13 protein-coding genes are annotated in these 15326 nt (G+C 35.2%); 9 read left to right on the top strand and 4 right to left on the bottom strand.

Annotated elements, in window-relative coordinates; all coding sequences use genetic code 11:
- The first annotated feature begins 45 nt into the window (after positions 1 to 45).
- The 6 genes from BM211_RS12990 to BM211_RS13015 all read left to right on the top strand — a co-directional run bounded on the left by BM211_RS12990 (position 46) and on the right by BM211_RS13015 (position 6462).
- Positions 46 to 594: a protein kinase family protein gene (locus BM211_RS12990; protein ID WP_035430803.1), complete on the top strand. Its 549-nt coding sequence runs from the start codon at positions 46 to 48 to the stop codon at positions 592 to 594.
- Positions 595 to 883: 289 nt separating this feature from the next.
- Positions 884 to 1540 carry a PIG-L deacetylase family protein gene (locus BM211_RS12995; protein WP_035430802.1) on the top strand — a complete coding sequence of 219 codons (657 nt, stop codon included), beginning with the start codon at positions 884 to 886 and terminating at the stop codon, positions 1538 to 1540.
- Positions 1537 to 2868, top strand: coding sequence for a glycosyltransferase family 4 protein (locus BM211_RS13000; protein WP_035430801.1), 1332 nt, complete (start codon positions 1537 to 1539; stop codon positions 2866 to 2868). Before BM211_RS12995 ends, BM211_RS13000 begins: the two co-directional genes overlap by 4 nt.
- Positions 2858 to 4033 carry a carboxylate--amine ligase gene (locus tag BM211_RS13005; protein ID WP_035430799.1) on the top strand — a complete coding sequence of 392 codons (1176 nt, stop codon included), beginning with the start codon at positions 2858 to 2860 and terminating at the stop codon, positions 4031 to 4033. Before BM211_RS13000 ends, BM211_RS13005 begins: the two co-directional genes overlap by 11 nt.
- A gap of 5 nt (positions 4034 to 4038) precedes the next feature.
- Positions 4039 to 5094 (top strand): phosphotransferase, encoded by a 1056-nt coding sequence (locus tag BM211_RS13010; RefSeq protein WP_371261876.1) that lies wholly within the window; start codon positions 4039 to 4041, stop codon positions 5092 to 5094.
- Positions 5095 to 5133: 39 nt separating this feature from the next.
- Positions 5134 to 6462, top strand: coding sequence for a glycosyltransferase family 4 protein (locus BM211_RS13015; protein WP_035430796.1), 1329 nt, complete (start codon positions 5134 to 5136; stop codon positions 6460 to 6462).
- Between the two features lie 357 nt (positions 6463 to 6819).
- Here BM211_RS13015 and BM211_RS13020 read toward each other — a convergent pair whose 3' ends face one another.
- Both BM211_RS13020 and BM211_RS13025 read right to left on the bottom strand, forming a co-directional pair.
- Positions 6820 to 7218, bottom strand: a complete 399-nt coding sequence (locus BM211_RS13020; protein WP_035430794.1) for a hypothetical protein — start codon at positions 7216 to 7218, stop codon at positions 6820 to 6822.
- A gap of 431 nt (positions 7219 to 7649) precedes the next feature.
- On the bottom strand, positions 7650 to 8729 hold the full coding sequence (locus tag BM211_RS13025) for a DUF3900 domain-containing protein (RefSeq protein WP_035430793.1): 1080 nt from the start codon (positions 8727 to 8729) through the stop codon (positions 7650 to 7652).
- 429 nt (positions 8730 to 9158) lie between these two features.
- On the opposite strand from BM211_RS13025, the gene BM211_RS13035 reads away from it, so the two are divergent.
- The gene (locus BM211_RS13035) at positions 9159 to 10064 is read left to right on the top strand and encodes a VanW family protein (RefSeq protein ID WP_035430789.1); all 906 of its coding nucleotides are present in this window, start codon (positions 9159 to 9161) and stop codon (positions 10062 to 10064) included.
- Positions 10065 to 10248: 184 nt separating this feature from the next.
- Here the strand turns inward: BM211_RS13035 and BM211_RS13040 are convergent, their stop codons facing one another.
- Positions 10249 to 10692: a DinB family protein gene (locus BM211_RS13040; RefSeq protein WP_035430787.1), complete on the bottom strand. Its 444-nt coding sequence runs from the start codon at positions 10690 to 10692 to the stop codon at positions 10249 to 10251.
- A 54-nt stretch (positions 10693 to 10746) separates the two neighbouring features.
- Positions 10747 to 11265, bottom strand: a complete 519-nt coding sequence (locus tag BM211_RS13045) for a GNAT family N-acetyltransferase (protein WP_090997858.1) — start codon at positions 11263 to 11265, stop codon at positions 10747 to 10749.
- A gap of 315 nt (positions 11266 to 11580) precedes the next feature.
- On the opposite strand from BM211_RS13045, the gene BM211_RS13050 reads away from it, so the two are divergent.
- The gene (locus BM211_RS13050; protein WP_090997874.1) at positions 11581 to 13032 is read left to right on the top strand and encodes a M36 family metallopeptidase; all 1452 of its coding nucleotides are present in this window, start codon (positions 11581 to 11583) and stop codon (positions 13030 to 13032) included.
- Between the two features lie 595 nt (positions 13033 to 13627).
- Positions 13628 to 14824, top strand: a complete 1197-nt coding sequence (locus tag BM211_RS13055; RefSeq protein WP_051957236.1) for a multidrug effflux MFS transporter — start codon at positions 13628 to 13630, stop codon at positions 14822 to 14824.
- Positions 14825 to 15326: the final 502 nt, after the last annotated feature.

The raw sequence follows: 15326 nt of genomic DNA on the forward strand, positions 1-15326 counted from the left end.
TGAAGGGATTACAAAAATATGAAATCTAGATTAAGGAGAAATGAAATGAAATCATACTTTAATACAAGAAGAGTAAGTAGAGGAGATATAGAAAAATATAAGCTCATTGGAGATGGGAAGGATGGGGAAGTATATCAAATATCCCATAATAAATGTGTGAAAGTATTTTTTCTAGAAAAAACGCAAAAACAAGAGTTGGAAGCTCTTAAAGTTGGACAATCATCACCTATTATTCCACGACTGTATGAATATGGAGACAATTATATTGTTATGGAGTATGTACAGGGAATATCACTTGCACGTCATTTGAAAAGAGAAAAAAAATTTACAGAAGAATTAACTGGAAAAATAATACTAATGTTGGGCGAATTGAAAAAATTAGGATTTACTAGATGGGATACGGAAGTGAGACACGTTTTAATAAATGAAGAAGGACAGCTAAAAGTCATTGATCATAAAAGAGCCTTTACTTCAAATAGTAAAGTGCCTACTAAGTTATTAAAAGGATTTCAAAAATTTGGGCTGGATCAGGAATTTTTAAGAGGTGTGAAGAAAGCACATCCTTCCGTATACAATTCATGGATGAAGTACTAATAAAAAACGAATTGTCAGGGGGTTATCACTTTAATATGAAAGCCATTTCTGGTTTTTGATTCTTGCTTTTCTAAAATATACGGCCGATACCTGTTTGTGTATAGCTAATTGCTAAGATATTCACATTGGTGATAAAAGGTGCTCTTTATCTCATAGGGAGAAATACACATGTATTTATATAGCTGAACCATTGGTTATTAGTAATAAATAAAAACAAGTTTTCCGCTAATGACAGTTTCTTTTTGTGGTACTAATCATAAATTAGGTAGTACAAGGAGTGAAAATACTAATGAAAGAGTGTATATTAGTCATTGGCGCACATCCCGACGATGAGTTATTAGGATCTGGCGGGACTTTAAAAAGATTAGTAGAAGAAGGCCATCAAGTAATTTCAATCATTACTGCTCTAGGAAGAAAAGAGCAAGCTCATCACATACAGCAATTAGGCAGGTGTGCAAACAAGGAGATTGGTATTGAAGAGGTGATATTCCTCGAGCACAGTAATTTAGAGTTGGAACTAATTCCACTGCACCAATTAACGAAAGAAATTGAACAATTAATAAATATCTATAAACCAAGCAAAATCTTTACCCATCATTATGGAGACCTCAATAAAGATCACTACGTTACTTTTCAAGCGGTTTTGACTGCGACACGTCCCCTATCAAACCAACAACCAATCGAATTGATTACATTTGAAACCGTTTCCTCAAGCGAGTGGAATATCCACACGAATGATAAATCTTTCAAACCCAATTATTTTGTGAACATTACCGATCAAATAGATTCGAAAATTGCTGCGCTTAAACATTACGATGTAGAAATGAGAGATTTTCCGCATCCTCGTTCATACGAAGGGGTTCAATATTTAGGAAGAGTAAGGGGAATGACGGTCGGTGTACCATATGCCGAGGCATTCGAAGTGATAAGGAGGGTTTGGAAGTGAAAAAGAGATTTGAGTTTCCTTATTCTTATGTAATTAAAACATTAGATAAGTATTATGGAGTTCATGCATACTCGATGCAAAAAAAGAAGGATACAGTGGAAGAGCGTAATATAAATAGAGAGTCAAAGACTTATAAAAAGAAAAAGCTCTCAATATTAATTGCTACATTTTGGGATTATCCTCATATTGGGGGGTTATCAAATTATATTACGGCACTTAGTGAAGGGTTAAGAAAACAAGGCCATCACGTAGACATCGTATCTCCTAATCAATTTTCTAAAAGTAGAGCCGAAAAGATGCGTCAAGCGGTTGTTCCGGAATTAAAAAGTTTTTTTAATACACGATATGGAAGTTCTAATAGCACAATTATTAGAAATCAAAAAAATATGTATATTTACGAAAGAATGCTGCTCGAAAATATTAACTTTAAAAAATATGATATCTTTCATGCGCAAGATATATTTACAGCTAATATATTAGGAAGAATCAATGAACAGTATGGAAAAAGATTAATATTCACACCTCATGGTATGTTTACTTTTAATCGTATAAAGTTCGGCATATTTAAAAAGGGTTCGCTAGAAGAGTTTTATCATATGGTCTTAGAAAAAAAGGCAATTGATAATGCAGATCATATTATTATTCTCAGCGATTCATTTCGCCGTCCATTAATGAAGTTAGGGGCAAAACAACAGAATATGACAACTGTATTAACTGGCATTGATTATCCCCATAAGTATCATACTGAAAATACATCATCATCACATAAGAAAATCGTCATTACATGTGTAGCTAGATTAGGTCCAAGAAAAGGCCATAACATATTACTTGATGCTCTTTCACAAATCGGAAAGAAATACACAGATAATGTAAAAGTTCTCATTGTCGGAGACGGTGAGATGAGGCATTCGTTAGAGGATCAAGTTAATCATTTGAATCTTTCCATGGTAGAGTTTTTAGGGCAAAGAAATGATGTTCCAGATATTTTAAGTAAAACTGATATTTTTGTACTTCCAACTTTAAACGATAGCCTACCTATTTCTATTATAGAGGCAATGCATAGTGGAGTTTGTGTCATTTCTACGCCATCGGGAGGTATACCTGAACTTGTTCGCCATTCTAAGACAGGTATTCTTGTTGAGGGAGGAGATGCAATAGAACTGGCACGGGCATTAAAATATGTCATTGTAAATAAACAGGAACGAGAGCAATTAGGGAAAAATGCAAGAATATTCGCTAAAAAGTATTTAACTAGAGAGACAATGATAGCGAATATCGAACAAATCTACAGAGAGCGTTTTGATAAGGAAGGATTCTATGAATCATGAACATGCAGCGGTCGTGTTGGATTTAAGTGCCAATGGGATTGGGATTATTAGAAGTTTAGCGAGAAAAGGAATTCGTGTTTATGCATTTGATGTAGAGAAACCATATAAAATAGGGAAGTCACGCCTTGCTTCATGCGGAATATGCCCAAGTCCTTTATCTGAAGAAAAATTATTACTAGTTTTTCTAATTGACTTCGCTAAAAAGTTAAATTTGAAACCTGTTTTGTGTACAGGTGCTGATGACTATGTAATATTCATTTCAAAATATCGAACGGAACTGTCTAAATATTATTTGTTTTTATTTCCTGAACATTCGTTGATTGAAGAAACATTAAATAAGCAAAAAATGCATGAGCTGGCAACAAAGCATAATATTCCATGTCCTAAAACGTATGAGATTAAGACAAATAAACAATTGGAAGAAGCGATATCGAACCTAGATTTCCCGTGTATATTAAAGCCGGTTTTAGGACATGAGTTTCGAAAAAAGATAAACCAAAAGGCAATTCTTATACAAAATCCAGATCAACTTAGAAATGAGTATAAATCGTATCGACAGCACGGGAAGCTAATTCTTCAGGAAATCATTCCTGGTGATAATCAATGTTTTTATAAAGTTGCCACATTTTATGATGATAACATGAATTTATTGGCATTATTTTCTTTACAAAAGAATCATCAGTTCCCAGCTGAATTTGGAACAGGAGCTCACATTGTTAGTAAAGAAGTTCCAGAATTAGTAGATATATGTCTACCTTTTTTTGAGAAGATTAAGCTTAAAGGTATTGCTATGGCAGAGTTTAAAAAGGATCCTCGAGATGGCGTTTATAAGTTTATTGAAATAAACCCTCGTTTTTGGTTAACTCACAGTCTGACAGGAGCTGCTGATATTGATTTTGCTTACATGTATTATTTATATTTAACGAGGCAAAATCCAACTCCAAGACTTAAACAAGTAGACGGTATCAAATGGATTTATCTTGTGCGATATTATTTAACATTCTGCACTAAGAAAAAAAGGGCAGAAATGACGTGGAAAGATTTTTATAAAGGGTTACGCGGTAAAAAAGAATATGCTTTGTTTGCATGGGATGACCCAATGCCGTTCATTAGAAGCGCATACTCTCACTTGATAAACGCCTGGAAACGAAAACGAAAGGAATGAACACATTGTACGAAGTAAAAACATTATCCCGTTTAATTGAAAAGTTAAGAATTACAGAAAAACTCTCTTATTCAATGAATAAGAGAGTTGCAATTGATTACGGTAAAATAGAATGTTTAAAATCTACAAGAAGAAGTAGCATTTACAAATTATTTATTACATCAGGAGCTAATAATGTTCCGATTGTTTTAAAAGTATATAATTCAACAGATTACAAAAATGAAGTAGAAATTAATATATACGATACAGCTTATCCTGTATTGAAAGAATTTCTTCCTGAAATATATCATATTGAAAAAAATGGAGACGAGACCTGGATATTTATGGAGTTTGTACGCCAAATACGCGGTCAGATAACTTTTCTCCCTAAACATTTTGACTATATTATTCCCGCTGTTGCTAAACTTCATGCGCGTACATTTGAAGACAATAGTAAAAAACATAAAGATGTTTGGAAATCTTGGTTACCTATTTATGAATCGAGCCGCATGAGAAATGATCGGACGAAACAAATTGAAAAGACGATTGATTTTCTCAATGACGGAATGAAAGACGATCGGATAAGCGGGATTATTAAGCCTTATTATAAATCACTTATAAAACTATGTAATAAGGGACCGGATCTTTTTCCGGAATTATTTCAAAATGGTTCATCGATCACGCATGGAGATCTTCATTTGCAAAACATTTGCAGTAATAATGTGACACTACATGCACCGTGGAATATCCAGTTTATCGATTGGGAGTCAACTAAATATGCACCTGTCTGGTTTGATATGGTTGTTCTAGTTGAAATCTTAATGGGATTTAGGAAAGATTGGCAGAACAGAGCCGAAGAAATTCGTACACATTGTGTGGAAGTCTATGCAAAAGAAATGCAGAAGAATGGCATAAACTTTAAAACAAAGCCAATTGACCTTTATAAGATGGCGTATTTGCAGAGAACATTAGAAAAAGGGTTGCATACTCAGCTGCGAAGAATATTTGATAACCGTGGCGGTGAATTATTGCCATATCACCTTGAAAAAATTTCTACCTGGGGAAGTGAACTAGGTTTATAGTATATATGCTATTTTTATCATTAGCTGAGTTAGGAGGAGATGCTTCTGAATACAGCAAAGGAGAGACGAAGTGAATGTAATTATCCTTTCCATACGAGCCTACTAAAAATCATGGATGAATACTACCAAATAGAAAATCAAAAGGATCATATAATCGAACCGTTTCAAACGTTTGGAATCAAAAATGATAGCACGTTAAGTAAAACAAAAAAATTAAAAATTCTTTATGTAACATTTTTGAAATACCCTAATACAGGGGGATTATCAAACTATATTACTTCGTTAAAAACAGGCTTTGAAAAGTATGGTCATGATGTAGATGTCATCTCTCCTACTCAAATGACCGCAGTTCATATAGAGCAAGAAGTTCCGAAGGCTGCGAAATACACAAGAGATTTTATGTTACAACGTTATGGTATAGTAAATGAAAAAATTATTAAAAACACGAGTTTTTTGAATGTTTTTAAGTCTTATTTAAGAGAAAAAAGCCTAGAGCAATATGATATCTTTCATGCACAAGATTTATTCGCTGCTTTTTTATTAGGACAACTAAACCTAGAATATAAGAAACCACTTTTTTTTACACCACATGGGCATTTTACAAAAAGTCGATTGAAATTTGATAAAATAAAAAAAGGATCGATTGAAGAAGCGTATTTTAGTGAAATTGAAAAACAGGGAATAAGAGCGGCTGATCAAATCATAACAATCAGCAATTCCTTTCATACTCCTTTAAAAGAATATGGGGCAAAGACAGAACAATTGATTACTGTTCATACAGGTATACACTTTCAGCAAGATTTTATACCTAAACAGGATTGTAATAATAATCTAGTAATTTCCTGCATTTCCCGCCTTTCTCCTAGAAAAGGTCATGACATTTTTTTAAAAGCACTTTCACAAATTCAACAAGATTTATCAAATGTAGAGGTATGGATTGTTGGAGATGGTGTTATGAGAGAAAGGCTTGAAAATCAAGTGATACAGCTTGGTCTTGACAGGATTAAATTTTGGGGAAGAAGAACAGATATACCAAAAATTCTTTCTTCTTCCTCAATCTATGTTTTACCTACCATTAACGATAACTTTCCAATTTCCATTATTGAAGCTATGCTTTCTAGTCAAGCTATTATTACAACAAATTGCGGTGGAATACCAGAAATGATTCAAAACGGAAAAACAGGGATCATTTGTGAACCGGGCAACGTTCAACAACTTTCTGAGGCTATTAAATTGCTGTTAACGAATAAGAGTCTTCGTGAGCAATTGGGAAAAGAGGCACAGAATTATTCACAGCAACATTTAACTCAGGATGTAATGGTTTCAAAGATTGAAAGAGTATATTACTCTTTTATGAATAATATGTAGAACCTATATAGAATGCTTTTATAATTTAAAAATCAAAAAATGACAGAAAATCTGCTTTTTTTAGTAGGACAAGAGCATCTATCCGCGTATAGAACCAGAAGTTGATTTGGAACTAGAAACATTATGAGGAAAGAGTGCGTGTATTTATGACATGCACTCATTTTTTATTAACAGGGGAATCCTGTTACAAGATAAAGAACTTATTTTGGCCACTAGGGGAAGGTTAGATTTTGTTTACTTATTTTGCTCTAAAGTCCCCTAGTTTGCTTCACGGAAAAGGGGGTCTATAGATGATGCCGGACGATTTTTCGTTACTTTGCTACTGTTGTGGCTCAGCCCAGCTTGGAACTTTGTAAGTTAATCAAAAAACACGATGGAATGAATCGCAGTTAAAGTTTCTTTCAGCGTTATATTTGCTTGATTAGAAGTAGGACAAGAGCACATTACCACTTCCCAATATTGCGCTCCTGTTCTTTGAAGATGGGTAATTGATACTCTACATCCACCTTTGTTTCCTGCAACTTCTGATCTCGTAAGCACTACACCGGAGAAACCTTTTTGCCTCAATTTGTCCACTATAGCTCTTTTATGGTCTGCAAGGGTGTGTTGACCCATATCCCTGATCCTAGTGTCAAACGTAAGTGCACAACCTTGACGACTATCCATAGGAAAAGGTTGTTTATCTAACATATACGGGTAATTATATTGATGATGATAAGGATTATATTGGTATTGTCCATTTGATTGCCAATACAAAATAAATCACCTCTTTGTTAACTTGATTCCCTTTAGGTTATGTAAGTGTTTGTTTGAAAGTTCTGATTAAAAATTTTACGATTAGATTTAGTATTGTTATATGAAATGGATCTAATTTAGTTAAGTTCTTTTATGGTCTGCAAGGGTGTCCGTATGACAAACAAGAAGTTTACATAGAAGAAAGTAGAGGGGATTTTGACCGGTCAGCGATGTAAGTGTCGAAAAATAAGGCGATTTGGTATCTGTATATTCCCTACCAAGAAATCCTTAAATAAAAGGAGCGCTCACTAAAAGCGCTCATAATAACTAAGAGGAACCGTTTGTTAATTGATTAGTTGTTGACTTTTATACAATATCGTAAATGTGAATTATATAATAAGACGGTACTAAATTTGTCACTTTAATTATAAGTCACTTTTATCCAGGATATGCTAGTCCTGATAAGGGCTTGAACCCTTTTTCATAATCTTATCAACTACTTCATGTAAATCGTCTGGTTTTAGGAATTCTATCGGTGAAAAACCTTGTTCGAAAGTTAAGGTATCGGCTTCTATCATTAAAATGTAACGACCATTAACTTTAGCGATGTGTACCGATTCACCGAAGTCAGATAATAAACTCTTGATTCCAATATGGTCTGCCTTTAACTTTAACTCTATCTCAGGGGTATGCTCCACAATTTGCGCTGTAGCTTCCATAACCTCTTCCGTTGTGAAATGTTCCATAATTTCACGCTTTGGACTCGCAGCCCATACTTCCATCGCTTGGTCAAATTGTTCTCGTTCTTCTGTACCTTCTTCAAAGACGTCTTCGATTTGGTCGTATACCATATCCATAACTTGTGTTTTCATAATTTCTGGCATGGAACGCTCGTATTCTACGAATTTTAAGAAGTCTTCGAAGTAGCGGGCATGTGATGCTTGGTGGATTTTTAGTTCGCCAACTTCCACGATGCCTTCTTCTGGCATATAGGGGTATTGAATCGACTTCATATTTTTCGTTGTGATGGCCATTTCAACATTTCGAATTAGCGTTGCCTCATCAGAAATAGAAGCAACCTTTGGCTCGAAGTCACATTTCATTACAAAGACGAACGGATCGTCGAAGTATTTACGAAGTTTTGCTTGGACAACGAGAAATACACCGCCGCGTACAGCGCTTGTATCAATATAGGTATAGACGAGTGGTTCATTTGTATCTTTAAATGTTTCTTTCGTTTCTGCAAAACGAATACGATTAAAAAGGTTGTAGTTCGGGTTTGAATCAAATTCGTGCCCAACTTCAACAATGAATCGGCCAATTTTTGTCGGGACTTGTTCACTTTTTGGGTGACGGTCTACTTTTCGTTTCGAAATTTTTAATAATTCACCGTCTAGAAAGTCTTTTAATGGACTATCTTCGTATTCTTCAGTATCTAATGTTTGAAAATGTTTATAACGCTTGTCTGCTTGTTCACCTTGGCCGTCTACTTGTACGACGTAAAAGGAAAGAAAATTTATTTCAAAATCCATGATTATCACCTTGTTTCATTTCGTTAACTCTTTTCAGTATAGAGATGGAGAAAACATTCGTCAATTTACTAACAGTGGTGTTTTCATTCGTGTGGGTGATGGGCATTTTTGGATAATACATTTTATTTTTTTTTTAGAGTCAATTTTTATTACATTTTTAAGCAATATTGGTATAATAAAATATCGAATGTATAAAAATTGTCACTATGTATTTTTTGGTATATACTGGGTGATGAAGGGGATTGGATTTTTAAAGCGATTAAGAATGTTTAAGGAAATATATGTAGACTTTTAGGGAAGAAAAGAGTAACTTAGGATATGGTGTAAATATGCTAGTAATACATAAAAGTTATGTTGAAAGGTAATGTTATTATACATACATAGAATTGTTTGAAATGGAAAAAGATTGAGAATAAAGGAGAGAGTAATTTGTTGCGTAAGGTTCGAATTTTAGTCGTAGGAGCACTCTGCTTAGGTGTAGTCAGTGGTTGCGGTACGAAAGCTAGTGAAGTTGCATTAGTGAGTGGTGTGGGTGAAAAAGCTGTAGAAGCAAAAGCTGAGGTAAATAAAAGTATTAGTTTAGTAGATGGTAGAAATGGAAAAGAAGTAAAAAAGATCGATTTAGCGAGTTTAGGTTATTTTGAAGATGAAAAAACATTTAAAAAGGAAGTCTCTAAGGTAGTTAGCGAGATTGCAAAGAGTGTAGATACAAAGATGGTTCCTTCTCGTATGAAGGATGGTACATGGGTAGAAGGCAAACCTGCTTACGAATTAATGGAAAAAGAGTTAGTAGATAAGTTGACGAATGTTGGGATGTGGGATTCTACTTATCAGTTGCCAATTGTAGAGAAAAAGCCTGTTGCTACAGCAGAAGCTGGAAATGGTAATGGACCAGTAATAGGGAGATATGAAACGAATCTAGGTGGTTCTACTGGTGGTAGAATAGAAAATATTCGTTTGTCTGCAAGCACTGTCAATGGAGTTGTATTAGGTAAAGGAGATCGATTTTCCTTTAACGCTTTAATAGGAGATACAACTCCTGACAAGGGCTATCAATTAGGGAAAGAGATTGTAGATGGTAAATTAGTAGATGGATATGGCGGAGGAGTATGTCAAACTTCTTCCACATTGTTTAATGCTGCAGATCAAGCTGGATTAAAAATGGTAGAGAGATCAACACATTCTAAAGAAGTAGGTTATGTACCTAAAGGCAGAGATGCGACGATTGCATATCCATATTTAGATTTAGTATTTGAGAATGCAAGTGAGAACCCAGTAAAGCTTGTCATGTACTTAGATGGTCAGAAATTAGTGGCAGAGGTACGTGGTGTATAGGCATAGGCATTGCATTTTTTTAGGGAACTTCTAAATAGATAAATAATGATAAATGTAAAAAGGTGCTTCTTATGAAAGCACCTTTTTGTATTAACAGTCTACTTTATTTAAGTTTTGTGTAGTTCAAATCCAAAATGACGCCGAGGCAATCTTTTTCCTGTTCATACATATTATTTTACACCGTTTATTCGCCGAATATTTGTTTGAAATGATGGTTCATATGGTCAATATAATCAGTAAATAGCCACTCCAATGTTACAATGTCTTGATCCTCCGTTTTACATGGGAGCAGCCACTGTTTTTCTGTAACATTAGATAAAAGGTTTACGATTCGTTTGTTTAGTGAAATCCATAAATGTAGTATTTCTTCAGTTGAAAATGTATGTTGATAATTATGGACTTCTACCCATAAATCTTGGTTATAGCTATGTATTGTTATGGGTTGATTTGAAATGAGAATATCAACAAAACGCTTATGATTTACACTTCCAGAATCACATAGATGACCCAATATTTCTTTTTTTGACCATTTAGATGGATGAGATTTATGCTCTATATCTGAAAGAGCGCTAAATTGTTTTGGGATATTAGAAATTATATTTTCTAGTTGAGATACTAATGTAGACAAATGAATTCCTCCTTAATTAAAGAATTTTGTATAGATGTATCGTTACATCATGCGTTATAGTTCAATCAAATATCTTTTTACGACATTTCCATCTTCTTCAATGTAATTTGAATCATGTATACCGCCATTTTTAATAATCGTTTTTTCAGAACCGATATTACTCTCGTCACAGACCACAAGTGCTTTTTGAATGCCTAGTTCTTTCGCTTTTTCTAATGCTAATTTTAAAAGAATAGTAGCATATCCTTTCTGTCTTTCAGAAGGGCGAATGCCATAACCGATATGCCCGCCGCAATGTAATAATTTTTCTGTTAATTGATGGCGTATATTTACAGCACCAACCACTATTTTCTGTTCGGTAATTAACCAATAAGTAGAATCAGGTACCCAACCTTTAGGGAGATTTACACCTTTCTCTGAGTCTATTAGAAACTGCACCATTTTATGAAAATCTGAAGGATCTTTACTAATGACCCATGGTACCATATTTTCACAGCTATCTTTCCATTCTTGATAGAAGCTTATGTATTCGTTTTGTAGTTCAAGTGCAGGTTTTACTAATGAAACATTCATGTTCATGCTCCTTTTTATTTGAATATTTATAATAATAATACAATTCAACTGTTATATAGTGTGAATTTTAAATGATATTATCCTTTTTTGAAGCGAAAGTGTATAGTTATGTGAATAATAAATTTAAAAATATTCTCTTTTTCTAAGAAATTATTGAGAAAATCTTTCCTTTGTTAGGTTTATATAAAATAGAAAGGTAAAATATTCCCTCCTCTAGAATTACTTGTACATTCGAAATAATTCTAAAATAGGAGAGTGATAGTTTTGTTGAAAAAAGTTGTCACAGTTGCTACCGTAATTCCATTAATTTTTGGTATGATGCATACTGTTTCAGCAGTAGAAGAGACACAAAGAATGGTCCAAAATGTTTCACTACAAGACAAGGCAACCGAATATTTAAAAGCGAATGCGGCGCAGTACTCTTTGAAATCGGATATATCAGATTTACAATATATTTCTACGACAGATACAGAGGTGGCATCTTATGTTAGGTTTCAACAAACAGTGAATGGATTTCCTGTATTCTCCAGGCAATTAACCGTAACGCTCAATAAAGGAGGGCAAGGTGTACTAGCAGTATCAGATTACCTTCCCGTGCAGAGCGTCAAGGAAATGAAGCAAAAGCTAAGTGAAAAGGAAGCGGAAGATAAGTCTATCCAAAATCTTGAAGCTGATGATAAGACTTTATGGGCTCCGACTACGCGTGAGTTTGGATATATAATCGAAGAAGGTGTGGCAACTCCTGTGTATCGAGTTGTTATTCATTCTCAAAAGCCGTTTGGTGCTTGGGAAACATTTATTGATGCGGAAAACGGGAAATTGCTTAAGAAAAAAGACTTAAACCGAAAAGTAGAAGGGCAAGGGAAAGTGTTCCTGCCAAATCCTGTAGTAACGAGTGGAAGCTTGGCTGGATTGGTTGACAAAAATGACGCAGATTCTACTGCATTGAATAACCAATTGAAAACGGTCACTTTAAAAGGTCTCAATGGGTCAGGGTATTTGGCTGGTGATTATGTGACGATTGCGTCGAAAGTAAAAACGTATTCTGCCTCTTTTCAATATAATTACACACGTTCAAATGATAGGTTTGAAGATGTTATGGTGTATTATCACATTGATACTTTGCAACGATATATACAACAGCTCGGCTTCAAAAATATTAATAATCGCTCTATTAAAGCGAATGTAAATACATCTACAGCTGATAATTCTTTTTATTCTCCTTCAACTAAGGCGCTGACATTTGGTTCCGGCGGAGTTGATGATGCGGAAGATGCAGGGGTGATCGCTCATGAATATGGTCATTCTATTCAAGATAATCAAGTTTCTGGATTTGGGAACTCACAAGAAGGCGGAGCTATGGGAGAAGGGTTTGGAGATTTCTTAGGAGCTACTTATGAAGATGCTGTATCAGATACAGGTTATGGAAAAGCATGTATTGGAGAATGGGATTCGACTTCTTATTCCAGTACGAATCCAACTTGTCTTCGTAGATTAGATAATAATAAAGTGTACCCAAAAGATATAGTAAATGAAGTTCATGACGATGGTGAAATTTGGTCGCAAGGTGAGTACGACATGGCGCAAACTTTTGGCCGAGATATTGCGACAAAAATTATTTTACAATCGCATTGGTCGCTTACTCCTAACGCTACATTCCGTGACGGAGCTAGAGCGATTAAGCAAGCAGATGCCCTTCTTTATGGAGGACAGCACGGTGCAGAAATTGATCGTATTTGGACAGCACGGGGGATCAGTACAAATTAGAAAATAAATCGTTGTAAAATAGTGAATTTAAAGGGAATAGATTTAGAAATATAGAAGGTAAGAGGATATTGACATTTGTTGATATCCTCTTATATATGTTTGGATTGGAAAAATATCGGGTAATTTTATTGACAATAAATATTATTGTAACTAGAATGATTACATCTTGTTTTTATCCCGCTATTCGTGGGCAGTAATACTCCCACCTCAAAATTCGGCGAAAGCATAGTCCAGCTCTAGCGGCTAGAATCTCCGGTCGTTTCGCCCCCTCGGACGAGGCCAAAAGCGCCTCTTTGTCGGGGGCTCCAACGTCCTACGATTCTGAACGAGCCGCTTCCGCTTTTCTTAAGAAGTTAGGTGGGAGATAAACTGCCCGTAAAAGCCCGATTGGTGAGGGCTGATAATCAGTGGGGGATGAAGAAAACCCCTACTGATTAAAGTTTCACTTTATTCTAAATTCTTGTCAAGTGATGCAGGTGAAAGGGATATATGTAATTTGAAGTATAAAACGAAGCTTCTAGAAAAGGGAGTTCGCTTCATTCTGCACGCTAATAAGGGAGAAAAAGGGGTTATATAATTGCAAACAGAATTACAAATGAAAATACAAGTCGCAAAAGATAAACGAATCATTTTAGCAATTATTCTCGGAAGTTTATCTGCGATTGGACCGCTTTCTATTGATATGTACCTTCCTGCTTTTCCGGCTTTAACAGACGATTTGCATGCGACAAGTGCACTTACACAGTTAAGTTTAACTGCATGTTTGTTAGGGATTGCGTTAGGACAATTGTGGGTCGGCGCTTGGAGTGATCGTCAAGGAAGGAAAAAACCGCTTATAATTGGTCTTGTTATTTATGCAGTTACTTCATTCTTTTGTGCACTAACACCGTCTGTCTGGATACTTATTGTATTACGCTTTATTCAAGGGGCAGCTGGTTCAGCGGGGATTGTACTTTCACGTGCGATTGTGAGAGATTTATACACGGGTTCAGAGCTTACGAAATTCTTTGCTGCTTTAATGTTAGTGAACGGAGCTGCTCCAATCTTCGCACCTATTATTGGGGGACAAATTTTAAGCTTTGCTTCTTGGCACTGGGTATTCATTGTATTAAGTATAGTAAGTGGGCTTATGTTGTTAAGTGTTATTTTTATATTGCCAGAAACGTTGCATGAAGAAAAAAGAACCGCAGGTGGATGGGGAGAGAGTTTATCACATTATAAACGCTTACTACAAGATCGTATATTTATGGGCTATGCACTTTCGCAAGGATTTATTACAGCAGCGATGTTTGCTTATATTTCAGGTTCACCGTTTGTCATTCAAAATATTTTTGGTGCTTCGCCGCAATTATATAGTTTATTTTTTGCAATTAACGGTTTTGGGATAATCATGGCATCGCAAGTCACAGGGCGTTTAGCAGGAAAAATGAAAGAACGTACCTTATTAGTAACAGGACTTCTTTTGGCTTTATTCGGGGGTACAATGCTACTTCTGGTTATTTTGCTGGTCCCTTCTTTAATAGGAGTATTAATCTGCTTCTTTATGATTGTTTCTAGCGTAGGGATTGTTGGGACAACTGGATTTACGTTAGCGATGCAAAATCAGCAAAAAGCGGCGGGAAGCGCTGCAGCTCTATTAGGACTGTTACCTTTTATCTCTGGCGCTGTAGTAGCACCTTTAGTTGGCATTCAAGGAGAGCAGACAGCTGTACCAATGGGAGTAACAATTGTTTGTTGTCATATTGGTGCGATGCTTAGCTTTATCATTTTAACGAAACGAACAAAAAATTAAAAAACTTAGTAACTACTCAGTCACTCTATGAAAAAAACGACAGAATAGCATTTTTTTAATGGCCTGGGAGGGACTGGCTATGGATAGGAGCGGTCAGAGTTTTTTCCTGCCACGCGCACAGTTTTAAAACAAAGAAAGGTAACAAGGTGTAGGTCCACCCTTACCCAGCTATTCGTGGGCAGTAAGACCCCTACCTTAGGATTGAGAGAGAAACGAAGAAGATAGGTGGGGGCAACTGCCCGGAAATGACGAAAGACGCCAATGGGTAGAATAGGTACTGTCGGATTAAGACTTTACTTAAGCTGGACTAAATAGATAAGGGAAATAATTTTTTACATTTCAAAGAGTAATATAATAAAAGTGGAAACGCCATCATGTGAGGATGAATCAACATAGTGAGTATGTTGATTTATTTTTATTTGAACAACGTTTTAAAAATTTAGATTATTCTGTATAATGTAAAGCAAAACTTTTTTAAATTATACAGTGAGGCGGTCAAAGA

This window comes from Bacillus sp. 491mf (genome assembly GCF_900112415.1).
Classification (GTDB): Bacteria; Bacillota; Bacilli; order Bacillales; family Bacillaceae_G; genus Bacillus_A.